A 24,960-nucleotide genomic window follows, 5' to 3' on the forward strand; every position below is an offset into this window, starting at 1 on the left:
GCGTATAACCACATTCCTTTTCAAATATAGCAATTTAACTTTCAGGTTGTCAATAAATTGAGTGACTGGTTTTTGCTCGGTGAAGGCTTTGTTATTTTTCGGGCTGAGCTATTTTTTTGAAGTGCGCATGGCTTTTACTTTTTGAACCGCCGGGTCGTTTGCCAAAGCCCGGTACTCTTCTGATTCAAGCGGATAAATAGCAATCTTGCCTTCGTGGTTGGCATGGACTCCGAAGCCGTGACTTTTGGTGAGCGGCGAGGCACGGAAGCAGGGCTGTCCTTTAGAGAAAAATTCTTCTCTCGCTTCGTGGTACGCCGTTTTCTCAAGTTCGTTTCGCTCGGCGAAAACCCAGAACAACACATCGTCGGACGTGAATTCGTACGGGTGGTTGATCAGCAGCTCAAATTGTTGTTCCGCGATTGTCTTTTTGGATCCACGAGGCATTGGCATTTTAGCAAAAGTCGCGCCATAGTCTTCCGCTACCTCAATTAAGGTGTCTGTGTAGTTGGTGGTATGGATTTTGTCTTTCATCATGTGGTGGAACGTGGTAATGAGAAATCGGAAACCGGAAATCAGAAATCGGACTATCGCTCTGGCGGCTTGGTTTTGGACAGCACCGCAGATCCGATGTTCAAAGGTATAAAATCCCGGCAAAAAACGGAGTTTATGAAAAAGAGCCGGCCAAACCGAATACAACGCAGTGAAGCCGGGGAACCTCCGGCTGTCGTTCCGCGGACCAAACCTCCGGAGTCCTCTCTATGTTAAAAAATAAACTACAAAGCGCACAAAGTACGCAAAAGGGCGGTATACAAACCCTCACAGAAAAAAACTTCGTGCTCTTCGTGGCCGCTGTGGTGGAAAATAAACCACAAAGCACAATGAGCACAAAGGGCTACTAACAAACCTTCACGAAAAGAAATCTCTGTGTTCTCCGTGCTCTTCTATGTTAAGAAAGTAAACCACAGAGGACAAAGTACACAAAGGGCGGTATACAAACCCTCACAGAAAAAAACTTCGTGTTCTTCGTGGCCGCTGTGGTGGAAAATAAACCACAAGAAGAGCACAATGAACACAAAGGGCTATTCAAACCTTCCCGAAAGAAAATCTCTGTGTGCCGGAAGAACCGAGCGGCGACCTGTATGCATTTGGGCGGTCTGCCCGATAGTAAGAATAAGCGGGAAAATCGTATAATGTAATGCAACAAGAACCAAAGAACTAAAAATAAGAAAGATGAGAACGCTGTTACTTCTGCTGATCGTATTAAGCAGCCTGGCCGCCTGGTCCCAGGAAGCGCCGAAGACCTATGCCGAAATGCTCGGCTTTCCCAAGGGCAAAAAAGTGGTGATTCTACATATTGATGACGCCGGGATGTCCTACGACTCGAATCTTGGTACGATCAGGGCATTGAAAGAAGGCGTCGCCAACTCGGTAAGTGTGATGATGCCCTGTGGCTGGGTGCCGGGCTTTGTCCATTTCCTTAAAGATAATAAAGAGGTGGATGCGGGGCTACACCTCACGCTCACTTCGGAGTGGGCGCAATATCGCTGGGGGCCGCTGGCCGGGAAACCTATGGTCCGAAGCCTGGTGGACAAAGAAGGTGCGCTCTGGCCTTCGGTGGGCGATGTAGTGAAAAACGGCACGGCCGATCACGTGGAAATGGAAATCCGGGCGCAGCTTGACCGCGCGAGAACGATGGGCTTCGAACCCACACATATGGATTCTCATATGGGAACGCTCTTCGCAACGCCGGCTTTTCTGGAGCGCTATGTAAAAGTAGGGATCGAGGAGCAGATACCGGTGATGTTGCCGGCCGGCCACAATACACTGATTAAGGTAGACGAACGGCTTGAAGGCGATGCGCTCAATAGTATCAGGGAACTTGGAAAGAAGGTTTGGCAGGCGGGTTTGCCCGTTCTTGATGATTTGCATAATGTCAGCTATGGCTGGATACCCAAAGACGCTCATAAGCTGAGTAAAGCGAAACTCCAGAAGTATAAAGCGGATAAATACAGTAAGGCGCTGAAAGAGGATATCCAACCCGGTTTGACCATGGTCATCATGCATTGCACCCATCCGACGGAAGTTTTTGAGCACATATCCGGTTCAGGTATTACCAGGGAAGGAGACCTGTTGGCAATGCTCGACCCCGGACTCAGGAAGACCATAGAAACGGAAGGTATCATTCTCACTACCTGGCGCGAAGTCATGGAACGACGGAAGGCGCTGAAAGAATAAACCGGCACATGCGTATGTTCGGCTAGCAGCATGAATCCTCCTGGCTTTCTGACTATATTGCAACCCTAAAAGTTGCTTACAGGATGCCGGAAGTGAATCTCCATGTTTTTGATTTTAGAAATTTTGACATCTCGAATTGGTCCTACAGCAATTTGCTGAAATTGCTGCCCGCCGAGCTCTCCAGCCTTTCGCGGCGGTCACATAAAGCAGTGCCGGAGGAAGCGCGCGTAGGTGCGGTTTTACTCTCTATTTCGTCGCCTGCGACTGCCGCTATGGTGACGCTCACCGAAGAGGAAGGCACCCTGCACGTAGGCTGTACCTGCGGTGGCCAGGCCGGTAAGCTATGCGCCTTCCAGGTTCAGGGCGTGTTAAATTTGCTTGAAAATCCCGCCGTAAATGTTTTTTTTGACCGGGTAAAAAGGCATGTGCTGTTCCTGGAAGCAGCGCGGAAATATGGTTTGGAGGATTCCGACGAACTCGATACCCAATTTGAGCTTACACTAAGCCGCCACCTGCCCGTGGTGCGGCCGCTCAACAGCCACTGGCAGTCTGCCGATGAGGAAGATCTCCGGAAACTGGCACATCGCTTAACACCCGCAAAGCCGGGGTTGCCGGAATGGAAAGCAGATGCGATCAGAATATTGGTTTGGACCCAGAGCCGTTTCCAGGATAACTTCCAGTTGTCGGTTTATGAAGCCTTTCAGGCAGGCAAAGGACAGCTTCGCGGGCCACTAAAACAGCTCCATGCCGTGGACCTCCTGCTGGAGAGCGACACTACCGAACAGCTTAAGTTTTATGGCGCCGTTGCAAAGTTCCAGGAAACATACCGGAATAACGGGCAGGTTACAGACAAACAGGCATTTTACTGGATCTTGAAAAACCCGGACCGGCTGCCGGTTTACCTGCACGCTTTCGGCGTTAGCGAGACGGTAGCGCCGCATGCACTGCGGCAGGTGGAAATGGTGACCAAAGAAATGGAAATGGCTGTGACCGTACACCAGGCAGATGAGTTTTTTGAAATAAGCGGCCTGCTGACAATAGAGGGGAAACAGTTCGATTTGTTGGAAACCAGGTTGCGCTATGGCAATTTTCTGTTGGCAGGGGAACGCCTGCACCTCATCGAAAGGGAAGGATTCAAAGAACTGCTTCAATACCTGCAGCAGCACCGGAATAAAGTCGTGCTTCACCGGAGCAAATATGAGTCTTTCCGCAAGGAAGTGCTCGAAAAGGTTGAGGCACACACCCGTGTCATTTATACCTACCTCAAGCCGGCTACCAAAAAACAGAAAGCGGCGCTGGGGTTGGACCTGCCGCCCGAAAAAATGGTTTACCTGGACGATGCAGGCCAGTATGTGCACATCACGCCTGTTATGCGTTACGGCCCCGTTGAAATGCCGGTATTGTCACCGCGGGTACTTTACAGGGTAGATGATGAAGGACGGCCTTTCCGGATGGAGAGAGCCGCAATGGCAGAGATCGAATTCGCCACTTCTGTCCTGCTTGCGCATCCCGGTTTCGCCGAACAAACGGGACAGGACTATGTCTACCTGCATAAGCAGAAATTTCTCGACGAGAATTGGTTCCTGAAAACTTTCGAAAGCTGGAGACAGGCGGGCATCGGTATCTATGGTTTCAACAAAATACGTGGGAATAAGCTCAATGAAAATGCCGTCAGCGCTTCCGTTACCGTTGTGAGCGGGGTTGACTGGTTCGAGACCAAAGTGGAGATACGGTTCGGGAAGGAAATCGTACCGCTCCGGCAACTCTTTACTTCGGTGCGGAATAAAACCCGGTACGTGCCGCTTGCCGATGGGACAAATGGCATCTTGCCGGAAGAATGGCTGGAAAAGCTCGCAGATTATTTCAGGATCGGTTTCGCCCGGAATGAGGTGCTGGTGACACCGCGGCAACATTTCGCTGAGTTGAGGAGCCTCTATCCGGAGGAGTATCTTTCGCCGACGGTAAAAGAAGAAATTGCGGCTATTTCGGCACAATTGGATGATCTGGACGAAATTCCCGAGATCACATTGCCGGAAGGGCTGGTTACACCGCTTCGCGACTACCAGTACGAGGGAGTCAAATGGCTGAATTTTATGAGCCGGCTCAGGTTCGGAGCCTGTCTTGCCGATGACATGGGGCTCGGGAAGACGATCCAGGTAATTGCTTTTCTGGTTATGCAGAAGGAGCAATTTCCCGACAGCACAAGCCTGATCGTTGCGCCGGCCTCCCTGCTGTTTAACTGGCAGGTGGAGTTGAGAAAGCATGCCCCGGGGTTGGAATTTGCCGCCTATTACGGGGAAGGCCGGAAAATGAGCGCCGAAGTGCAGCAGAAACATGACGTAATTATCACTACCTACGCGGTAATGGTGGCCGAAATACACCGGCTGAAGGCAAACCACTACCATTACGTGATACTGGACGAGTCGCAGAATATTAAGAACCCTTCGTCCCAACGCCATCGGGCGGCGTGCCAGCTCCGGGCAGAAAACCGGATCATCCTGACCGGTACACCTGTTGAAAACAATACTATGGATTTGTATGGACAGTTTTCGTTTGTGTGCCCCGGCCTCCTGGGGTCTAGAAGGTATTTCAAGGACCAGTACTTTATGCCGATTGATAAATTCAGGGAGTCACGGAAGATTGAGGAGCTGCACAGTCGCATCCGCCCGTTTATGTTGCGCCGAACGAAAGAACAGGTCTCGGAGCAATTGCCGGGGAAAACAGAAATGGTGATTTATTGCGAGATGGGCGATACGCAGCGCAGGGTATACGATGCCTATGTAAATGAATTCAGGGAGTACCTGGCAGGAAAGTCGGACGGCGACATTGCCAGGGAAAAGCTACATGTTTTGCAAGGACTGACCAAGCTGCGCCAAATCTGTATCAGTCCGTCCATTCTCAATGACGAGGAATTTTATGGCGGGGAGTCTTCAAAGATCGTGGTACTGCTCGAACAGCTGGAAGGGTTGATCGGCAACCATAAAGTACTTGTTTTCTCTCAATTCGTGACGGTTCTCGATCTCGTCAGGGCGGAATTGGACAAGCGGGAGATCGGCTACAGCTACCTCGTCGGGAGTACCACCAACCGCGGCGCAGTGGTGGATGAATTCCAGGAAGACCCAGGCAAACGGGTCTTCCTGATCAGCCTGAAAGCCGGCGGGACGGGTCTTAACCTGACCGCCGCTGACTATGTATTCCTGATGGATCCCTGGTGGAACCCGGCGGTGGAAAACCAGGCGATTGACCGGGTACACCGCATCGGCCAGGAAAAGCCGGTAGTGGCCATGCGCCTGGTATGCCCGGATACCATTGAGGAAAGGGTGATGCAATTGCAGCAGAACAAAAAGGAACTAACCGATGAATTGATCCGCGAAGAAGAGTCAATTGTAAAAGCATTGGACAAGCAAGCGATAATGGGGCTTGTATGACCCGTTATCGCGCGCTGTGCTCACGCGTAATTTTTTTCCACCGGAAGTACCCCTGGACCGCTACCACGAAAAGAAAAATTGTTAACAACGCATATAGCGGGAGTTCTTTTTTGATGAGCAATGGAATGGCAAAGGCATTGCTGACGTTCAGGAAGAGCCAGTTTTCTACTTTTCTGCGCGCAAGCAGCCACATACCTGCCCACGCCGCAGCGCTTACCCAAGCGTCCCAGAAAGGTACCGTTGAGGGGGTGTAGTGCGCCAGAACGGTATACAGAACTCCCATTGATACAATGGTAATTGCCAGCGATGTTTTCCAGTCTTTTGATGACGAAAACGAAACCTGTACGATGCCGCCTCCGTATTTTTTCCAGTTCCACCAGCCAAAGATGGTCATTGCCAGGTAATACAGGTTCAGAAGGCTTTCGGCATACAGGCCGGCGTGAAAAAGTGTATAGGTAGCAATCACGGTGGAAACGATCCCGGCGGGGTATAACCAGATTTTGTTGCTCCGGGCCAACAGTACTTCCGCGACCGAAAACCCGACGCCGATCCACTGCAGCAGGGGCGTTTCTTTCAGTTGCTGCGCCAGTAATTTCATCCACTCGTAAAGGCTCATTTCTGATCGTTTAAAATCACATAAAGCCAGGTGGTGCGCTGCTGAATATCAGTTCTGCGATACACGATTCCCTCCGCCGGCATTATCCGGATCAGGTGTATGACAGACTCGAGGCCGATGCTGTCAACGGGTATGTTCTCAGCCTGTCACAACCATTGTGGTTTTTCAGGCACCCCCTGTGCTGCAGCAAAGGTAAGACTTTCGGGGTAATTTGGAAATGTATCCGCTACACGGCCACCCCTTGCAGGGCGACCGCGTATGCGGACAGGAATCATTGGTTTGTCGATGCAGGTGTTAGTTCCATCCCCCTGCTATGTCGCGGGCAACATTGGGGTTGTAGTTTTTCTCAACGTCCGGAATCGGAAGTAACACGTGCTTGTCCTGGAAGGGCTGCAGTCCGTCTCCCGGTTCCGCTTTTCTTTGGTTATTGATAGTTTCCTTCGCGATCCCCCACCTGATCAGGTCGAAATAGCGGAGCTGTTCCCCGGTAAATTCGAGCTGGCGTTCCCTGCGGATCAGGCTCATTGCATTGTTCTGGTCGCCAAGGGAGGTGTAGACGACGGCGCCGGCTCTTTTTCGGACTTGGTTGACTAACCCGAGCGGTTGGGCTCCGGAATTGCCCTGTTGGATATAGGCTTCGGCCAACATGAGCAAAACGTCTGCATAGCGGATCACATGGCCGTTGACGGGGCTTTGCGGACCGCCGTATGACTCTACATCTTCGTAGTACTGGTATTTACGCCAGACGTAGTACCCCTGCGGATCTGCGGCGTTGAAGGGGAAATTGATTTTTCCGCCGGCGCAACGGTTGCAGTAGTCAGTATCTCCGCCGCTGGCTGCGTTCCCGTAAAAAGTATATTTCGCACGCGGATCGATATAGGCGGCTCCATTGGCAGGGTTCGGATATTTGAACGAATTAACGACTGTAGTCGGGACGTAGGTATTGAACCAGTCGCGGAACCCGTATTCCTGTGCCCTGTCTGAATGGGTGGCTTTGCCCCCCCAGGTTTCCTGGCCGCCAAAAACGTAATACTGGTTGCCTATTCCCCAGTCTGTCCATTTGCCATTCATGATTTGGAATACATTCTCCTTACTGGTTTGATTTTCAAGGCTGAAAAGATGGTCGTAATCCGGGTCCAGCTCATATCCGAAGGGAGCTTTGGTGAGTTGTTCGAGGGTAGATTGTGCCAGCGCCCATTTTTTCTGGTAGAGATAAGCGCGTCCCAGCAGTGCGAGCGCGGCACCTTTGGTTGCCCGGCCAAGCCCGGTGGCCGCGTCGTACTCGACCGGCAAGTCGGCGGCGGCGGCGGTCAGGTCATTTTCTATGAATAGCCAGATGGACTCGGCAGATGACCGCGCAGGATAATTGTTTGCCGTTATACTGTCGTAAGCGGTAATCAGGGGCGCCCGGCCCCAGAGGTTTACGATGTTGAAGTAGGCGTAAGAACGGAGAAAACGGGCTTCGGCCATGTATTGTTTGACTTTTGCCTGGTCATCGGCCGATGTCGGCGACCACTTGCTTCCCCGGTCAATCACTACGTTGGAACGGAGCACCAGCCGGTATAGGCTGTTCCAGAGGTCGCCGATCTGGGTTTGGCTGGTGCCGAAGGAATAGTCTGCCAGTTGCGCCATATCGCCTTGTAAGTTGGTGGTTTTCTTGGCTTCGTACCCCAGGAGATCGAAAATGAAGTAGTACTCGCGTGACCACAAGCCGTTGTGGAGCAGCGTGGCATAACTTGCAATAGTGGCCTGATTCAGGATATCAGCCGAAGAAAAGTACGATTCGTAGTCATAGTTGCTCTGGCTTTTGAGATCAAGCCTGGATTCATCACAGGCCCATACGGCGAGGGCCGATGCGATGAGAACGGTGTATAGGTGGAGTTTTTTCATTGGAATGTCGCTTGAATGGCCTTGATCAGATTAAAAACCTATTTGCAGTCCGCCCAGGAAGGTGCGTGGCTGCGGCAGCTGCTGCCGGTCGTCGATCCCCCGGGAAAAAATGTAGTTTCCGTCGTTTTGTGTACTGACTTCCGGGTCATAGCCGCTGTAATTGGTAATTGTGAAGAGGTTTTGTGCGGCAACGTAAATACGCAGTGTACTGAAAACTTTTCCGTTCCCGATAGAACTGAGCATTGATTTGGGGAAGGAATAACCTAAGGTGATATTTCTGAGCCTTGCATAGGAGCCGTTTTCGAGCCACCAGTCGGAGGGCCTGAGGTTTCCGTCTCCGGTTGCGCTTTGCCCGGCACGGGGCAGGCTGGCGTTATCTCCGGGTTGCCGCCAGCGATCGAGCATAGCAGTCGAAGTATTGTGGCCGGTAGCTTCGTTGTGCGTGACAAATTTAAAGGCGTTGAGCAAATGAAGACCGGCGACGCCGGATAACACCAGGTTGAAGTCGAAGCTTCTGTAATTGAAACCGGCATTGAAGCCGAAGAGGAACCGGGGAATCGGGTTTCCGAGAATTTCACGGTCGGTCGCAGTCACCTTTCCGTCACCGTCGAGGTCCTTGAAAATAAAATCTCCCGGAAGCAGGCCGGATTGATAGACGGCATCCGATTGGCCGCTGTTTTCTCTGGCTTTCTGGTTAAGCGCGTCTATTTCTGCCTGGTCGCGGGCGACGTGGCTTACCCGGTGCCCGTAGAACGAACCGATGGGGGAGCCGGCAGCCGTATAGGTAAATGCCGGGAGGTTACTGAATGCCCCTGCCTGAATGGGAGCGGCGAATTCATCGCCTAGAGAATTCACGATGTTTTTGTTGTAGGAGAAGTTCGCTGAAATGTTGTACAGAAAACCTTTTCCGGCATCGTCACGGTAACCTACTGCAAGTTCTACGCCCTTGTTTTGTGCACTTGCTGCATTGGCATATTTACTGGGCTGCTCGGCACTGATCGAGGCGCCGGTGCTACCAGAAACCGGCACACGCACCAGGAGACCGGAGCTCTTCCTGTTGTACCAATCCAGGGCAACGGTGAGCCTGTTGTTCATGAAGGCAAGGTCTAGTCCGATATCCGTCTGGTCAGTCGATTCCCATTTGATGTTCGGGTTGGACAAGGTTCTTATGGTAGTACCCGATACAAATCCTTCATTGGTGCCGAGGGAGTAAACCAGGTTGCCATTGGGGTCGCCGCTGAAAGTGAGCACAGAGGTAATCCCGGTGGTGGGAATTGTATTGTTCCCGGTACGGCCCAGGCCCAGCCTGAGTTTTCCGTCACTGAGAAAAGGGAGACCTCTGCTGACAAAGGTCTCGTCGACAAAGCGCCACGCCAGTCCCAGGCCGTAGAAATTGCCGAAACGGTTGTTTGCGCCGAAATTGGAAGCGCCGTCGCGGCGGTAACTGGCGGAGAGAATGTATTTTTCATTGAAGGTATAACCTGCCCGGCCGAAATAGGAGATGATTGCGGAACGGGCATAGCCGTAGGTGCTTCCGGTGACCGCCTGTGACTGGGCGACGCTGATGTTCTGAATATTGTCGTTCGGGATGTTGCTCCCGGTGCCATTCAGCGATGCGGTGTTCCCGGGGTCGAGGTAGCTGTTCCCAAGGGTGGCCGAAATGCTGTGGTTTCCGAAAGTCCGGTTGTAGGAAAAATAGTTTTCCAGCGTATAATGCGCGTAGTTGTTGAAATTAAGCGTTGCGCGTTGAGGTTGCGAAAGGTTATTGCCGGACAGGTAATAGTATTGGTAGCTCTCGGACCGGCCGCCGCCTATTTCGGCAGATAGCTGTGTTCTGAACCGGAGTCCTTTGAAGAGATCGATTTCACCATACACCTGTGGGAAGAGAACGTAGTTGCCGGATTTGGGTTTGTTCAGGTAGACATTTGCCAGTGGGTTATCGCCGTTGCTGAAGTCGTCAACATTGGTGGTATTTGAAAAGCCCCCGGGAATGCTTTCATCATAAACCGGCTTGTAAGGGGCATAATAGACGGCATTGTAAATGCTGGCGCGGTTGCCCCTGTCTTTGATGTACCGGACGTTGAGTGCCTGCCCCAAACGCACCCGTCCAAAGTCTTCCTGCAGGGCCAGGCGCGCGTTGAGGCGGTTGTTCCGGTAGTCTTTTACAATGGCTTGTTGGCTGATATAGCTGACAGAGAAGTTGTAATTGATCTTTTCGGAACCCCCGCTGATATTAAAGTCATTCTGGGAAACAAGAGCATTCCTGAAAATTTCGTCCTGCCAGTTGGTACGATCCGTGCGGGTATCGGCGGTTTTGAATTTATCCGGAAGGGTAGAATTGGCCGTAGCAGCAAAATCTTGCAGCAGGTCCACATACTGCGACGCATTCAGGAGGTCCAGCCGTTTCCAGGCGCTTGCCACTCCCCACTGCGTGTTGAGGGTAATCCGTGGCGTACCGAGCCTCCCTTTTTTGGTCGTAATAATAACGACCCCATTGGCTGCGGCCGATCCGTAAATAGCGGTGGATGAAGCGTCTTTAAGAATGGTAATGTTTTCAATATCCTGGGCGGCGAGTGTGTTGAACATAGTTTTGTTGCCCTGTATACCGTCAATGACGTACAAGGGGTCGACCCCGGTAAAGGAGCCCGTGCCCCTGATCAGGATCTGGGCGTCCGCCCCGGGATTCCCGTTGCTTTGGAGAATCTGGACACCGGCAGATTTTCCGATCAGGAGCTGGGCGGGATTGGTAGCGGTATTGGCTCCTGCATCTTTAACACTGACAATGTCCAGTGCACCGACGACATCCTTTTTCCTGGAGCTTCCGTAGCCGATCACTACAACTTCCTCGAGCGATTTGTTGTCGGTCTGAAGCATGACATTGATCTGTGACCTGCCTTCTGCAATTTCTTCCTTGGTCAGGAAGCCGACAAATGAAAACACAAGGACGGGCATAACGTCGTCCGGAATAGTGAGCTCATATTTCCCCTGGATATCAGTTGTTGTCCCCTGGCTGGTGCCTTTCACAAGAATATTGACTCCGGGCAGCGGACTCCCGGTTTCGTCAGTGACCAGCCCGCTGATAATGCGTTTGGCGAAAACAGGCGTAATGGAAGGCAGCGACCTGGAAAGGTGCACCAGCGTAAAAAACGAACGCGCAGACTCGTTGCGAAGGGGTACCGCAGATTCGTCGGGAAAGGCAGGTTGGCTATTTTTGATAATGAGGAACGTATCTTTCCGCGTTTTGATCACCTGAAGCCCGGTGTCTTTCAGTGCCGTTTGCAACAGCAGTCCCACATCCCCGTTGAGGTCGCCCGGGCTCAGGGCAACGGTCTTACCGGTTAGCTGTGTATCGCTGAAAACAATGTTAACTCCTTTTTTTCGCTGCAGCTCCATCAGGAATTCACGCAGGCTCAGAAGTGCCTTTTTTTCGGATTGCCGTTTGGAAATTACGCCGTAGGCAAGGGTTTGCCCTTCTGTCGGCACCGCCGAATTGCACAGTATGCTCAACGCGCAGAATACTGCAGGTTTCCATCGAAACGTCATAATTGAAAGTTGAGGTTTTTTTGTAACAGGATTTCATGGGGGTGGGGCCTGCTGTAGCGCAGGTTCAGGATTGTACTGAGCATCTTCACCACTTCTTCGGCGTTGGCTGCGGGGTAGTTACCTGAAATAGCAGTTGCGGCAAGAGCAGAATCCGGGATCAGCAGGCGGATGCCGAATCGCTCCTGTAATTGTTCCCCGATTTCACCCAGGGAAGTGTTGTCGAAGAAAAAGCGGTCGTCTTTCCAACAGAAATGTTCGGCGGGGCGGGGAGACTGGCTGACAGCGAAATTGCCCCGGCTATTTACGTTTACTACCTGCCCGGGTTTCACGAGCAGCGGTGCGCCGCCTGATTTTAAAGACCTGAGCTGAATAGCCCCTTCAGTGAGAACGACCTTGCTTCTTTCTCTCCGGCTGTAGACCAGGAAATCTGTACCTAACACGCTTACCTGCAGACTGTCTTCGGTCTTGACAACAAAGGGGGTGTGGTCGCTTAGGTGCGTCACCGAGAAGGCTGCTTCGCCTTTCAGAAACGCTTCGCGTTGCCCAATCAGAGCCGGGAAACGCGAGAATTTCAGGTCCGAATTAGCGTTCAGGGTAACCTCGCTGCCATCGGGGAGCCTGACCGACTTTGTGCTGCCGTACCCCGTATGGTAGTGATGATACAGCAGAAGGTCGCGTTTCCAGTAGCCGGTTAAGGCCGCCACAAGGAGGGCAGCCGCCACCCAGTAGCGGCTTGACCGGATCAGGGGCCGCCAGGTCGGGGCAACGGTACGCAGGGAACCGGGTTGATTCAGCCGCCCGGATAGCGCCAGCCAGTCTGCCTCGGTATCAGGAAGTATCTGCGGGTTTCCAAGCTCCCACTCGTGCAGGAAGTCGTAGTAGGCATGCTGGTTGACCGGGTCTGCCAGTGCTTCCCGCAAGAGATGCATTTGTGCCTGGGTCAGCGTCCCTTCAAAGTAGCGCCGCAATAAATTTTTTAACTGGTCGATTTCCATAGGGTGAAACTGGGCATTCACTCAACATGATCCCTAAAAGTGTATTCACCCTAAGTCGTATTTTATTTTTTTATTCGAAGAAAAAATTTAACTTTTTTATCATAGTGAAGTTAGGGTGAGACGGGGCAGTTGGATCTTACTTGTTGAGAAGCATTGCAATCGTATGAGCTTGTCTTTACCACAGGATGGCGATGATGTTGAAAAACAGAATTATGACCGTGCAAACGCGGCCGGTGGCCGGATTGTGGATGACGGTGAGATGTTTATCAGGGCAGCATTTCAGGTAAACCCCGAAAAAGGACTCGAACTTTTGTTCCGGGAATACTATCAACCGCTATGCAGCCACGCCATAAGGTTTGTTTTTTCGGCCGAGGTGGCCAAGGATATCGTGGCGGAGATTTTCTGCAATTTTTTGCAAAAGGCTCATTTTTTGAAAGTTGAGCGCTCGTACAGGTATTATCTGTACAGAAGCGTGAGAAACGACTGTCTCAAATACCTCCAGCGGGAGGTGGGGCGGTCGCGGATTGATCTCGGGATAGAGGAGTGCCAGGATATGCCCGGTTACGAGACGCCGGAAAGCCTCCTGGGCTGTGAGGAACTTTCACGGAGGATCGATGCTGCTATTGCCAACCTGCCGCCGCAATGCCGCCGTGTGTTTGTCATGAACCGGTACGAGGGCCTCAGGCATCACGAGATCGCTTGTGAGCTGAACGTTAGCCTCAAAACCGTAGAGGCACACATAACCAAATCGCTAAAGGCGATCCGCCTCGCGATCCGCGACGGGTGGGACCTTTGGTAGCCCGCAGCCCCGCTATCCTGACCTACAACAACGTACCTACAATCGGAAATCGTTCAAATACGCTTTCAGTATGCGGCGCGTCCGGTAATTCTTCCGTGAGGTCCTGACCGGCCCAGTGCTCATAATGGTGCCCGTTGCGCCACAGCCGGGACGCGCTTACATCGTAAATTACACCTTTGAAAGCGCACCAAATCTCTTCCCGGTCCTGCCCGTTGCGTAGCGCGAGTTGAGATTTTGTATAGGGTTTCAACATTCTTTCTAATTTGTACGTATTAGTCAAAAGGCGTAATTTCCCCTTTTTATAAATATGTTTTCAAAACCTGTCAAAAATTGAGATTATTTTGTTGTTTTGTTTGCCTTAATGTAAGGGGATAATGAAATAGGCTTGAACTTTGAGGAATTCACTTTAGCAAAGAGAATGGAGCCTCACAGCTCATCGCTCAAACCTTAATGAACATGAATAGACATTTGCGTTTGATTTTAGGAGTGGCATTTTGTGTGCTACTGGGTTTTACTGCCTGCAAGAAGAAGAAGCCGGTTTCGGAGCGTATTGCCAAGGCCTGGGTAGCTCAGTCGGTGAAGCACGATGCTACGGAGGTATATGTGGTTGGCGGGAGCAACAATGCTGTTCCGGGTTATAGCAATTACCTGCTGATCCTGGACGCGAACAAGACGGCTACTCTTGAAGAATTTGACAATACCTCTTACACCGGCGAGTGGGAGCTCTCAGGAGAGACTACGCTTATTCTCAAAAACCTGGGTCCTGAACCGCCTACCGGCAGCAACGGGCGGCTTGAATTTACGATTAAGACGCTTGATGATGACAAGCTGGTGCTTTCCAGGTTATCGCCAAGTCTGAAAACCGGCAACACCGTAAATGAATACACGCTTAAACTGCGTTGATGTGCGGTCTCTGCAAAAAAAGAGGGCGGCGATCTTCAGATCGCCGCCCTCTTTTTTATATAACTACAACCGGTTCCGGAGTCTTTCCGGTTGAACCGGTCTCCTGAGGGGCGTCGAGGATAAACTCGAGTGGTTCGGATACTTTTTCAGGAAGAAGCGCTATCTGCAACACCTCATCGACTGTATCCACATAATGGAACACCAGATTCTCGATATAGCTGGCTTTTACTTCCTCCACGTCTTTGCGGTTCCGGCTGCACATGATGATCTCCTTGATACCCATCCGGCGGGCGGCGAGTATTTTTTCTTTAATACCGCCCACGGGAAGTACTTTACCACGGAGCGTAATCTCACCAGTCATGGCCAGGAAAGGCCGTACCTTGCGCTGGGTGAAGATAGACGCGATCGAGGTGAGCATGGTGATACCGGCCGACGGGCCGTCTTTCGGCACTGCGCCTGCCGGGACATGGATGTGCAGGTCGTAGGCGTTAAAAATCCGGTAGTCGATATTCAACTTAGCGGAGTGCGCTTTCAGGTAAGACAGTGCTGCCACCGCCGATTCCTTCATTACATCTCCGAGCTGGCCCGATAGCGTGAGCGTTCCCTTGCCGCGGTGCAGGCTCGATTCGATTGACAAAATTTCACCGCCGACCGAAGTCCAGGCAAGTCCGGTTACAACACCCGCTATGTCATCGTTCTGGTAAATGTCTTTATCAAAAGTCTCGGCGCCCAGGTATTTTTCAATATCCGCAGCTTTGATCGACTTGTTATACGCTTCTTCCATGGCTACGGACTTTGCAATTTTCCGTACAACCGCTCCGATTTTGCGTTCCAGCGACCGGACACCCGATTCCCGTGTGTACCCTTCGATGATTTTGAGCAATCCGCCGTCATCTATCTTGACGTCACTCGCCTTCAGCCCGTGGTCCTTCCGTTGTTTCGGAAGAAGGTACTTCTTCGCGATCTGGAGCTTTTCTTCAATGGTATACCCCGTGATTTCAATGATTTCCATCCGGTCACGAAGCGCATAATTGATGGTTTCCAGCGAGTTCGCGGTAGCCACGAACAGCACCTTGGACAAATCGTACTCTACCTCCAGGTAATTGTCGGTGAATGCCGAATTTTGCTCAGGGTCCAGCACTTCAAGCAGGGCTGACGAAGGATCGCCCCTGAAATCGGACGATACTTTGTCAATTTCATCCAAAATAAAAACGGGGTTGGAGGTTCCCGCTTTTTTGATATTCGTAATAATCTTACCGGGCATCGCGCCGATATAGGTTTTTCGGTGCCCCCTGATTTCGGCCTCGTCATGCAGACCGCCCAGGGCCATACGGATGTATTCCCGGTTCAATGCTTTCGCGATGGATTTGCCGAGAGAGGTCTTACCCACGCCCGGAGGACCATACAAGCAGAGAATAGGGGCTTTCAGGTTGTTTTTAAGCTTGAGAACCGCCAGGTACTCAATAATGCGCTCTTTTACCTCTTCCAGGCCGAAATGATCGGAATCCAGTATTTTTTGTGCCCGCGCAAGGTCAAAATTGTCTTTGGTGAAGTGGTCCCAGGGTAAATCGATCAGCGTCTCCAGGTAGGTCAGGGTTACCGGGTATTCCGGAGCCATTGGGTTGATCCGGAGTAATTTGGATAACTCCTTGTCAAAGTGCTGCATAACCGACTCCGGCCATTTTTTGGCAAGCGCCTTGGCTCTCAGATCATCAATCTCCCTCTCCGGGCTGTCTATCCCGAGCTCGTCGTGGAGGACCTTGATCTGCTGGCGGAGAAAATAATCTCTTTGCTGGGCGTCTATGTCAGAGCTGGCCTTGGTTTGGATCTCCTTCTTCAGCTCGAGCATCTCGATTTCGCGGAGAAGGAGCTGAAGCAGCAGATTGGCTTGTTTCTGCGCATTTTCTTCCTCGAGCAATCCCTGTTTTTCCTTAACGTCCACGTTCAGGTTGGACGACAGGAAATGGATCAGGAAAACCGGGCTTTCTATGTTGTCCAGCGCAATTCTTGCTTCCTGCGGAATTTCCGGGTTCAACCTGAAAATTCTTAAGGCGCTGTCGCGCAGGGACTGGATAAGCGCTTTCGATTCCTTACGGTTTCCGGTTGAAAATTTATCTTCAATCGGTGTTATTTTCGCCGTGATATTGGGTTCTTCACGGATGATCTGGTCAATCCGGAAGCGCTGGCGGCCCTGCACGATAATGGTGACGTTGCCGTCGGGCAGGACGATCATTTTCAGGATATGCGCCACTGTGCCGACTTTGAAGAGGTCCTCGGATGTCGGATCTTCTTTTTGCGGCTTCGCCTGGGTAACAACCCCTAAAATCCGTTGGTTGAAATCGGAATTTCTGTAAATCCGCTTCACAAGCCGTATTGCCTTCTGCCGTACCACAGTCACCGGAATTACCATCCCCGGAAAAAGGACGGTTTGGCGGATGGGGAGTATGGGCAGCTCGTCAGGGAGATTGAGTGGTTCTTCCTTCCCGTCAAGACCGCCTATTGGAATAATTTCCAGACTGTCTAAATCCCCTTCGGGAAGCAACAGCCGGTTGTATATTTCAGAATTTTCAAATTTCATAAACATGGTGCCAAAAAGGCGCAGTTGCATTTGTGTAGTGCCAAAAACCTCACGCTCTTTCCTGGAAAATAGTTATGCCAGACTTGACAACATGTCAGGCTGGCATACGCATGAGACGCTAAAGGGCGAACCGCATACGGTTGCCCCGGGCAGGCGCTTCGGTTAGAAGATAACTTTCCACACGTCGTTAAAGATCGCGAAAGCCATCAATCCGAGAAGAAGTACCATGCCGACCACCTGCGCTTTTTCAAGGAACTTATCGGAGGGTTTGTGACCCGAAATCATTTCGAACAAAAGAATTACCGAGTGCCCGCCGTCCAAAGCAGGGATCGGAAGGGCATTCATAAATGCCAGGATCATGGATAGAAGTCCTGTAAGGAACCAGAAGTGGCCCCAGTCCCAGGTGCCGCCAAACATCTTGGCGATCCCGATCGGGCCGCTCAGGGACTTGGTAGCCGAAACCTCACCCCTGAAAATTTTACCAAATGCCTTTACCTGGCTGAATACCGCATTGAAAGCTGTCTTGGCGCCTACGCCTACCGCTTCCGGGAATGTATAGTCGACTTTGACGTAGTTCAGCAGAAATTTCGCGGCGATACCAATCGTGCCATCGTCTTTCACCGGCGTTGAAACCGTCAATGTGTCATGGTTGCGAATTACCGAAAGGGATGCGTTTTCACCCTTTACTTCGTCAAGCTGCTGCTTGAATATCTGGAAATAGGGAGTGGGCGCCCCGTTGACGGCAATGATCTGGTCACCTTGTTTCAGGCCGGCCTTCTCCGCGGGCTGCCCCGCCGTCAATTCGCCGATCACAAAAGGTACGCCTGGCTGAAGAAAGCTGCTTCTGGCACCCGGTTCCGACAGTTTTTCGATAAAGTTGTTCGGGACATCGATCCGGATTTCCTTGCCGTCGCGAAGAACGGTGTAGTAGCTGTTCGTACCCAGGAAAACATCGGAAGAAGTGACCGCCTCCTCGAAACTCTCAAAATCCTTGCCGTTGATGTTAACGATCCGGTCACCCGTTTTGAAGCCTATTTCCTCTGCAAGATGGCTTGCAAAAACCCCGTATTTATTAACCTCTTCTTTTGTAATGTATTCTTTTCCATTGGTATAGGAGATGCCGATAAAGATAATAATGCCGACAATTATATTAACGATTATCCCACCCAGCATCACAATCAGGCGTTGCCACGCCGGTTTTGACCGGAATTCCCAGGGTTCTGCCGGACGATTAAGCTGTTCTTTATCCATCGACTCGTCGATCATCCCGGAGATTTTTACAAAACCGCCCAGCGGAATTGCCCCGATCCCGTATTCGGTACCGCCCCGTGTAATGCTCCATACTTTCGGTGGAAACCCGATAAAATACTTTTCAACCCGCATTCCGAACATTTTGGCGGCAAACAAATGCCCCAATTCATGTAACCCCACAATTATGGACAACCCTAAAATCAGCTGTCCTACCATTACCAAAACTTCCATTGAAAATCGTTAAGCTCTGAATGAATATTTATACTGGAACTTGTACACTAAAGTCATGCCATCTCCTGCAGGTACTGCCTTTTTTGCAGGATTGGCCGGGAATTGCTGCTTCGCCCCCGGTTTTTTTCGGCTCCCGCTTTTTAAAAACCGGTGCATTCGTGGCGCGTGCCCATGCCGGATCGCGACGCAAAGGTAAGGAAAGAAGCACGCAAATGACCCGGCGCCTTTTCTCTACTTGCATATTTGAGAAAAAAAACACCGGGCAAACGGTTCATAGTTTCTCTTTTAAAAAGGTGGCCGTATGATTATCCGTCAGCAGCACCATCTCTTCCGGGGTACCTGCAAAGGTCAGGTTGCCGCCTTTGTCCCCGCCTTCGGGTCCCAGATCGATAATCCAGTCGGCAGATTTAATAACCTCCATGTTATGCTCGATTACAATAACCGTGTCGCCCTGGTCGACAAGCGCGTTGATTGAATCCAGCAGTTTTTTGATATCGTGGAAATGGAGCCCGGTGGTAGGCTCGTCAAATATGAAGAGGGTCTTGCCCCGCGATACATTGCCTTTCCCCAGAAATGAAGCGAGTTTGACCCGTTGCGCTTCCCCGCCGGAGAGGGTATTCGACGACTGGCCAAGCTGTACATAGCCCAGTCCTACATCCTGTAGTGGTTTCAGCTTTTCGGCAAGTTTTTTGTCCGAATCCTGGAAGTAGGCAATTGCATCGTCTACCGTCATGGTAAGAATTTCGGTGATATCTTTCTCCTTATACTTGACATCCAGGATTTCCTGTTTGAAACGTTTGCCGGAACAGGCTTCGCAGGTAAGGTAAAGATCCGCCATAAACTGCATTTCTATCTTCACCTGTCCCTCTCCCTGGCAGATTTCACAGCGGCCGCCTTCAACGTTGAAAGAAAAATGACTCGGCTTGTAACCACGTGATTTCGAGAGCGGCTGATCTGCCATTGCCTGGCGCAGGTAATCGTACGCCTTGATGTAGGTGACCGGGTTGGAGCGGGACGACTTCCCGATCGGGTTCTGATCCACCATTTCCACCGCTTCGATGCGGTGCAGGCTGCCCGACAATTCCGTAAACTTGCCCAGATCGTCGTTGAATTCACCCCGCGAACGCATCAGGGCAGGGTAAAGTACTTTCCTGATCAATGTCGACTTCCCCGAGCCGCTTACCCCGGTTACGACCGTCAGCAGGCCGAGCGGGAAGCGTACATCCAGCCCTTTGAGGTTGTTTTCCGATACGCCTTTGATCTCGATGAAATCCCTCATTTTGCGCCGTAGTTTGGGGACGGGAACGGTGTCTTTTCCCAACAGGAACGAAATGGTATGGCTCCTGGCTAATTCCGGGGCCTCGCTGTTCTCCAGCGACTGTATCTTCTCCCAATCGCCCTGGAAAACAAGCTCCCCGCCGTGGCTTCCGGCATTCGGGCCAATGTCGATGATCTGGTCTGCAGCGCGCATAATTTCCTCTTCGTGCTCGACCACTATAACCGTATTGCCGAGGTCGCGGAGCGATTCCAGTACGCCGATAAGTTGCCGGGTATCGCGTGGGTGAAGCCCTATGCTGGGTTCGTCAAGGATATACATGGAGCCCACCAATGCGCTTCCAAGGGAGGTAGCCAGTTTTATTCGCTGGAACTCGCCCCCTGACAGGGTGCTGGTAAGCCGGTTGAGGGTGAGGTATCCCAGCCCGACGCGCTCCATGTAGCGGAGCCTTTTCCTGATTTCGGTAAGTATTCGCTTCCCGACCTTCTCCTGGTAGTCCGGGAGCGAAAGCGCTCTGAAAAAAGCACCGGTTTCAGAAACCGGCATGAGCACAAGATCGGTAATGGAATGCCCGTTTATTTTCACATATGACGCGTCCTTGCGCAGCCGGGAGCCGCGGCACTCAGGACATACCGTCCGGCCCCTGTATCTCGACAGCAGCACCCTGTATTGAATTTTGTGGGTTTGCCGTTCCAGGTCATCGAAGAAATCGTGAAGCCCGGTGAAATACTGGTTTCCGTTCCATAAAAGGTCTTTTTCCGCTATGCTGAGGTCTTTGTAAGGCCGGTGTATGGGGAAATCGAACCGGATGCCGTTGGCCAGTAACGGTTTCAGCCATTCGGACATTTTGTCGGTTCGCCAGGGAGCGATTGCGCCTTCGTATACGGAAAGCGATTTGTCCGGAATTACGAGCTCTGGATCAATGCCCAGCACTTTGCCGAAGCCTTCGCAGCGTTTGCAGGCGCCGTAGGGGTTATTGAAGCTGAAAAGGTTAATGCTCGGAACTTCGAAAGTAATGCCGTCCCGTTCAAATTTATCGGAGAAAATCCGGTGCTCGCCGCCCGGAATTTCTGTGATACACACTGAGTCGCCTTCAAAAAAAGCGGATTGCACTGAATCCGAGATGCGGAATTGCAGCGCTTCGTCATCGTGCTTAACCACCACCCGGTCGACCAGGATGCGGTACTCTGCTTCGGGATCGGCATGATCGTCAGCCAGCAGCGTTTCAATTTCTACGGTTTCGCCGTTCTTCAAAACCCGGTTGTACCCCTTCGAGAGCAAAATACTGAGCTCTTCCCCCAGGCTTCGGCCGTTATGAAGGAGCAGTGGGGCCAGCAGTAGCAGCCTGGTGTTTTCAGGCAGGCCGATAATATAATTAACAACGTCCGTTACGGTATCTTTTTTTACTTCTTCGCCTGAGACGGGCGAGTAGGTGACCCCGATCCTGGCAAAAAGCAGTTTGAGGTAATCGTATATCTCGGTGGTTGTGCCGACCGTGGAGCGCGGGTTCCGGGTATTTACCTTCTGTTCAATGGCAATCGCAGGTGAAATTCCCCTGATATACTCCACTTCAGGCTTTTCCATCCGCCCCAGGAACTGGCGTGCATAGCTGCTCAGGCTCTCCACGTACATGCGCTGACCTTCGGCAAAAAGCGTGTCGAAGGCAAGCGATGATTTTCCCGAGCCGGAAAGACCGGTAACCACCACCATTTTATTCCGGGGAATAGCTACATCCAAATTTTTGAGGTTGTTAACCTTCGCTCCTTTAATAAGGATATACTTTCGCGCATCAAGTGTGTCGAACAACACTTTTTCGTTTTCCAAGAGAGATTGTACTGGCATGTATGTTGATATGTGGGAGTCGTTTACGGATTTCCCCATTTAGTATAAACCGCTAACCGGGCAAAATAGTTTGTCAGGCGAAAAGTTATTTGACAGGACCGGCAAACCCGCCACAAAAGTAAGAAATCGTACCGGATTGGAGCCGCTCCCGCGTCGGGTTTCGCTTTATAGCCATGTGCCATAAGCGATTGAATAATTTAATTCGGTTTGAATTGTTTGTTTATCAATCGGAAATTTTTAACTTTGCCAGCCCAAATTGAGAATGGATCAAAGGATTTAGAGCTATAATTTTGATTATCAGATGAAACGTACGTATCAACCATCGAACCGCAAGAGGAGGAACAAACACGGGTTCCGTTCCAGAATGGAGACTCCGGGCGGACGCAAGGTAATGGCTGCCCGTCGCAGGAAGGGTCGCTGGAAGTTATCAGTATCCGACGAAAAGCGTCACAAACAGTAATATTGAAACAAACGTTTGGCAAATCCGAGAGACTTTCGAATCGTCGGATTATTGACAGGCTGTTCAAAAGAGGTAGTACGGATACTCAATCGTTCTACCTCTTTCCGTTTCGTGTGGTTTACCTTACCGACGAAACGAGTGATCTTCCTTTGCCCCAGGTCCTGTTCTCAGTCCCCAAGAAAAGCTTCAAACGCGCAGTCGACCGCAACCTGATCCGGAGGCGTTGCCGTGAAGCCTATCGAAAGAACAAATCCATCATTGCCGGTCTTTCACCCCGGAGCCGCCCGGTATACCTCGCTTTTTTATATCTTGCAAAAGAAAAGATCGAATCCGGCGTTATTGAAAACGGCATGGTCAGACTTTTCGAGAAATTGCGTGCAAATGCTGCCGCCGAAAGGAGCGGTCAGTGACGCGCCGGCGTAATTTCAAGGGATTCCTGTTCAAGTCTTTGTTGCTCAAACACTCTCACGATATGATTTCCTCGGTAATAAAAAGGTGGTGGCCGGTTTTTGTGATAGCGGGCGTGGCGTTGGTTTCATTCAGAAACGAAGACCGTCTTTTTGAAATAGCCCGTAATCTTGATATCTACGCGACGCTCTACAAGGAGCTGAATACCTATTACGTTGACGATGTTAACCCTAACCAGGTGATCAAGACCAGCATTGACGCGATGCTGCAGTCGCTCGACCCCTATACGGTTTATTATGCCGAAGATGATATCGAGGATTTTATGACACTGACAACCGGTAAATACAACGGTATAGGAGCGCTGGTCAATTCGGCCAATGGCAAATATATCGTCATGATGGTATATGAAGGCACTCCCGCCGAAAAAGCAGGCATCCGCCTGGGGGATGAAATTTTGAAAATAGACGGCGTAGAGGTCAATGAAAGACGGGGCGCTGACTCGGGTAAACTGTTGAAAGGGCAGACCGGTACGGTTGTTAAACTCACGGTAAGGCGCGTCGGGAACCCTACCCCCATTGACATAGAGGTTGGGCGGGACGTTGTGAAAATGACCAACGTGCCGTATTACGGTATGATGAATGAGGAAGTAGGCTATATTGATCTGAAAGATTTTACGGCTTCTTCAGCCAAGGAGGTCAAGAACGCTTATATCGAGCTCAAAGGAAAGGGAATGAAAAAGCTGATTCTGGATGTCCGCGATAATCCCGGCGGGCTGTTGGATATGGCTGTCCAGATTTCCAATTTGTTCATACCGAAAGGTAAGGAGATTGTTTCGACGAAGGGTAAGATAAAGGAATGGAACAAGACCTATTATGCGCGTGAAATTCCCGAAAATACCGAGATGCCGCTGATCGTGCTCACCAGCAACAGGAGTGCTTCTGCTTCCGAAATTGTGTCGGGCGTGATCCAGGACTATGACCGGGGCGTACTCATTGGCCAGCGTACGTACGGTAAAGGCCTCGTGCAGACCACGCGCGATCTTTCATACGGCACCAAGATGAAAGTTACCACCGCCAAATATTATATTCCCAGCGGAAGGTGTATCCAGGCGATTGACTACAGCCTCCGGAATGACGACGGCAGCGTTGCGAAAATACCGGATTCGCTCATGACCGCATTTAAAACCGCGAACGGCAGAAAGGTTTTTGACGGCGGCGGCGTATTGCCGGATGTTGAGCTTGAGCATGAGAATTTCTCGCCCATAGCCAACGCATTGGGCAGCAATCGCCTGTTCTTCGACTATGCGGTCAAATATCATTCTCAGCACGCTACCATTAAACCTGCCGCTGAATTTTCGCTTACCGATGCCGAATACAAGGAGTTTGAAAAATGGTTATCGGGCAAGGACTACGATTATGTGACGCAGGTAGAAAATGACCTCGCCCAGTTAGAAGCATCGGCGCGGCGGGAAAAGTCTTTCAATACCATCGAAGGACAGTTCAAAGCGCTTAAGGCGAAGCTGACACATAGCAAGGAAAATGATCTGCAGCTTCACAAGAATGAAATCAAAGCGCTCCTCGAGGAAGAGATCGTGAAGCATTACTACCTCGAAAAAGGCTTCAAGGAGGCTTCTTTTAGAAATGATCGTGAGCTGAAAGCGGCTTTGGAGCTTTTCAAGGATATGCCCCGTTATCATGAAATCCTGAAAGGAAGCCGGTAATAGTTAACCCCTCATAAATACTGTCTTTTGTACCTGGTAAGTGTAGATTCTTCAACAAAATACTGTTCTGTGGCCGTCCGTCAGGATGGTCGTGAACTTTTTTCTGTCAATAATTTTACTGAAAAATCAGCCTCGTCGATGCTGACGGTACTCGTCCGGACGGCTGTAGAAGGAGTCGGGATAGAGCTCGCGTCGGTAGATGCCTTTGCGCTCGGGATGGGGCCGGGGTCATATACCGGCCTGAGGGTGGCGACTTCGGTGGTAAAAGGATTGTGTTTTGCCCTTGACAAGCCCCTGGTGGCGGTGAATACGCTCGAAGCGATGGCGGTACAGGTGCGGAAAAGCCTGCAGGCTACCCGACAGGTACTCGGCGAAGGCAACGAGGTGTTGCTCGTCCCGATGATTGACGCACGCCGAATGGAAGTGTATGCGGCGGTGTTCGATGAGAAAGGAACAGAGATTGAGGGCACCCGGCCCGTAATTGTCGATGAGAACTCCTTCGGTCATCTCCTGGAACAAAGACAGGTGGTTTTCCTGGGTGATGGTGCGGACAAATGCCGCTCTGTACTCGGCAAGCATCCAAATGCCCGGTTTTGGCCCGATGTTATCCACCCCCGGGCATCGGAGGTAGGCGACCTGGCTTACGGGCACTTTCTGGCCGGTCGTTTTGAAGATGCCGCGGCTTTTGAGCCTTACTACCTCAAAGCATTTATGACCAAACAGAAAGCCTGATCATACCGCCCGGCCGCAAGGCCTGCTACGTCGGGAAATGAAAGGTGCAACCG

At 51.2% G+C, this 24,960-nt stretch carries 17 protein-coding genes; 8 read left to right on the plus strand and 9 right to left on the minus strand.

What is annotated here, in order from left to right:
* Nucleotides 1–108 precede the first annotated feature (108 nt).
* Complete coding sequence (locus ABD852_RS21475; protein WP_345032675.1) at nt 109–534, minus strand: DUF6157 family protein; 426 nt, start codon at nt 532–534, stop codon at nt 109–111.
* A 696-nt stretch (nt 535–1,230) separates the two neighbouring features.
* Here ABD852_RS21475 and ABD852_RS21480 point away from each other — a divergent pair.
* Nucleotides 1,231–2,235, plus strand: coding sequence for a polysaccharide deacetylase family protein (locus tag ABD852_RS21480; RefSeq protein WP_345032676.1), 1,005 nt, complete (start codon nt 1,231–1,233; stop codon nt 2,233–2,235).
* Nucleotides 2,236–2,318: 83 nt separating this feature from the next.
* On the plus strand, nt 2,319–5,663 hold the full coding sequence (locus ABD852_RS21485; RefSeq protein WP_345032678.1) for a DEAD/DEAH box helicase: 3,345 nt from the start codon (nt 2,319–2,321) through the stop codon (nt 5,661–5,663).
* 4 nt (nt 5,664–5,667) lie between these two features.
* Here the strand turns inward: ABD852_RS21485 and pnuC are convergent, their stop codons facing one another.
* The 4 genes from pnuC to ABD852_RS21505 form a co-directional block, all read right to left on the minus strand.
* Nucleotides 5,668–6,279, minus strand: coding sequence for a nicotinamide riboside transporter PnuC (gene pnuC, locus ABD852_RS21490; protein ID WP_345032680.1), 612 nt, complete (start codon nt 6,277–6,279; stop codon nt 5,668–5,670).
* A gap of 294 nt (nt 6,280–6,573) precedes the next feature.
* The gene (locus tag ABD852_RS21495) at nt 6,574–8,169 is read right to left on the minus strand and encodes a RagB/SusD family nutrient uptake outer membrane protein (protein WP_345032683.1); all 1,596 of its coding nucleotides are present in this window, start codon (nt 8,167–8,169) and stop codon (nt 6,574–6,576) included.
* Between the two features lie 30 nt (nt 8,170–8,199).
* The gene (locus tag ABD852_RS21500) at nt 8,200–11,712 is read right to left on the minus strand and encodes a SusC/RagA family TonB-linked outer membrane protein (RefSeq protein ID WP_345032685.1); all 3,513 of its coding nucleotides are present in this window, start codon (nt 11,710–11,712) and stop codon (nt 8,200–8,202) included.
* Entirely contained in the window at nt 11,709–12,707 is a 999-nt protein-coding gene (locus tag ABD852_RS21505; protein WP_345032688.1) for a FecR family protein, read from the minus strand. The genes ABD852_RS21500 and ABD852_RS21505 overlap by 4 nt, the downstream gene beginning before the upstream one ends.
* 163 nt (nt 12,708–12,870) lie before the next feature.
* Here ABD852_RS21505 and ABD852_RS21510 point away from each other — a divergent pair, with 163 nt between their 5' ends.
* A complete protein-coding gene (locus tag ABD852_RS21510; RefSeq protein WP_345032691.1) occupies nt 12,871–13,506 on the plus strand; it encodes an RNA polymerase sigma-70 factor in 636 nt (211 codons plus the stop codon).
* Nucleotides 13,507–13,528: 22 nt separating this feature from the next.
* Here ABD852_RS21510 and ABD852_RS21515 read toward each other — a convergent pair whose 3' ends face one another.
* A complete protein-coding gene (locus ABD852_RS21515; RefSeq protein WP_345032694.1) occupies nt 13,529–13,759 on the minus strand; it encodes a cytochrome b5 domain-containing protein in 231 nt (76 codons plus the stop codon).
* A gap of 203 nt (nt 13,760–13,962) precedes the next feature.
* Between ABD852_RS21515 and ABD852_RS21520 the strand changes: the two genes are divergently transcribed.
* Nucleotides 13,963–14,409 (plus strand): hypothetical protein, encoded by a 447-nt coding sequence (locus ABD852_RS21520; protein ID WP_345032696.1) that lies wholly within the window; start codon nt 13,963–13,965, stop codon nt 14,407–14,409.
* Nucleotides 14,410–14,464: 55 nt separating this feature from the next.
* Here the strand turns inward: ABD852_RS21520 and lon are convergent, their stop codons facing one another.
* The 3 genes from lon to uvrA all read right to left on the minus strand — a co-directional run bounded on the left by lon (nt 14,465) and on the right by uvrA (nt 21,587).
* The gene (lon, locus tag ABD852_RS21525; RefSeq protein WP_345032697.1) at nt 14,465–16,987 is read right to left on the minus strand and encodes an endopeptidase La; all 2,523 of its coding nucleotides are present in this window, start codon (nt 16,985–16,987) and stop codon (nt 14,465–14,467) included.
* Nucleotides 16,988–17,149: 162 nt separating this feature from the next.
* Entirely contained in the window at nt 17,150–18,469 is a 1,320-nt protein-coding gene (gene rseP / locus ABD852_RS21530; protein WP_345032700.1) for an RIP metalloprotease RseP, read from the minus strand.
* A 271-nt stretch (nt 18,470–18,740) separates the two neighbouring features.
* Nucleotides 18,741–21,587: an excinuclease ABC subunit UvrA gene (gene uvrA / locus ABD852_RS21535; protein WP_345032702.1), complete on the minus strand. Its 2,847-nt coding sequence runs from the start codon at nt 21,585–21,587 to the stop codon at nt 18,741–18,743.
* Between the two features lie 301 nt (nt 21,588–21,888).
* Here uvrA and rpmH point away from each other — a divergent pair, with 301 nt between their 5' ends.
* From rpmH to tsaB, 4 genes are all read left to right on the plus strand, one after another.
* Nucleotides 21,889–22,047, plus strand: a complete 159-nt coding sequence (gene rpmH, locus ABD852_RS21540) for a 50S ribosomal protein L34 (RefSeq protein WP_345032704.1) — start codon at nt 21,889–21,891, stop codon at nt 22,045–22,047.
* Nucleotides 22,048–22,049: 2 nt separating this feature from the next.
* A complete protein-coding gene (rnpA, locus tag ABD852_RS21545) occupies nt 22,050–22,457 on the plus strand; it encodes a ribonuclease P protein component (protein WP_345032706.1) in 408 nt (135 codons plus the stop codon).
* A gap of 62 nt (nt 22,458–22,519) precedes the next feature.
* Nucleotides 22,520–24,175 (plus strand): S41 family peptidase, encoded by a 1,656-nt coding sequence (locus ABD852_RS21550; protein ID WP_345032708.1) that lies wholly within the window; start codon nt 22,520–22,522, stop codon nt 24,173–24,175.
* Between the two features lie 27 nt (nt 24,176–24,202).
* On the plus strand, nt 24,203–24,907 hold the full coding sequence (gene tsaB / locus ABD852_RS21555) for a tRNA (adenosine(37)-N6)-threonylcarbamoyltransferase complex dimerization subunit type 1 TsaB (RefSeq protein WP_345032710.1): 705 nt from the start codon (nt 24,203–24,205) through the stop codon (nt 24,905–24,907).
* Nucleotides 24,908–24,960 lie beyond the last annotated feature (53 nt).

Origin of the sequence: Ravibacter arvi, from assembly GCF_039540405.1 — a bacterium.
Lineage (GTDB): Bacteria > Bacteroidota > Bacteroidia > Cytophagales > Spirosomataceae > Ravibacter > Ravibacter arvi.

Bases quoted from the DNA above. Each gene is read 5' to 3' on its own strand.
- ABD852_RS21475 (WP_345032675.1), bottom strand. From the start codon at position 534: ATGATGAAAGACAAAATCCATACCACCAACTACACAGACACCTTAATT.
- ABD852_RS21480 (WP_345032676.1), top strand. From the start codon at position 1,231: ATGAGAACGCTGTTACTTCTGCTGATCGTATTAAGCAGCCTGGCCGCC.
- ABD852_RS21485 (WP_345032678.1), top strand. From the start codon at position 2,319: ATGCCGGAAGTGAATCTCCATGTTTTTGATTTTAGAAATTTTGACATC.
- pnuC (WP_345032680.1), bottom strand. From the start codon at position 6,279: ATGAGCCTTTACGAGTGGATGAAATTACTGGCGCAGCAACTGAAAGAA.
- ABD852_RS21495 (WP_345032683.1), bottom strand. From the start codon at position 8,169: ATGAAAAAACTCCACCTATACACCGTTCTCATCGCATCGGCCCTCGCC.
- ABD852_RS21500 (WP_345032685.1), bottom strand. From the start codon at position 11,712: ATGACGTTTCGATGGAAACCTGCAGTATTCTGCGCGTTGAGCATACTG.
- ABD852_RS21505 (WP_345032688.1), bottom strand. From the start codon at position 12,707: ATGGAAATCGACCAGTTAAAAAATTTATTGCGGCGCTACTTTGAAGGG.
- ABD852_RS21510 (WP_345032691.1), top strand. From the start codon at position 12,871: ATGAGCTTGTCTTTACCACAGGATGGCGATGATGTTGAAAAACAGAAT.
- ABD852_RS21515 (WP_345032694.1), bottom strand. From the start codon at position 13,759: ATGTTGAAACCCTATACAAAATCTCAACTCGCGCTACGCAACGGGCAG.
- ABD852_RS21520 (WP_345032696.1), top strand. From the start codon at position 13,963: ATGAATAGACATTTGCGTTTGATTTTAGGAGTGGCATTTTGTGTGCTA.
- lon (WP_345032697.1), bottom strand. From the start codon at position 16,987: ATGAAATTTGAAAATTCTGAAATATACAACCGGCTGTTGCTTCCCGAA.
- rseP (WP_345032700.1), bottom strand. From the start codon at position 18,469: ATGGAAGTTTTGGTAATGGTAGGACAGCTGATTTTAGGGTTGTCCATA.
- uvrA (WP_345032702.1), bottom strand. From the start codon at position 21,587: ATGCCAGTACAATCTCTCTTGGAAAACGAAAAAGTGTTGTTCGACACA.
- rpmH (WP_345032704.1), top strand. From the start codon at position 21,889: ATGAAACGTACGTATCAACCATCGAACCGCAAGAGGAGGAACAAACAC.
- ABD852_RS21550 (WP_345032708.1), top strand. From the start codon at position 22,520: ATGATTTCCTCGGTAATAAAAAGGTGGTGGCCGGTTTTTGTGATAGCG.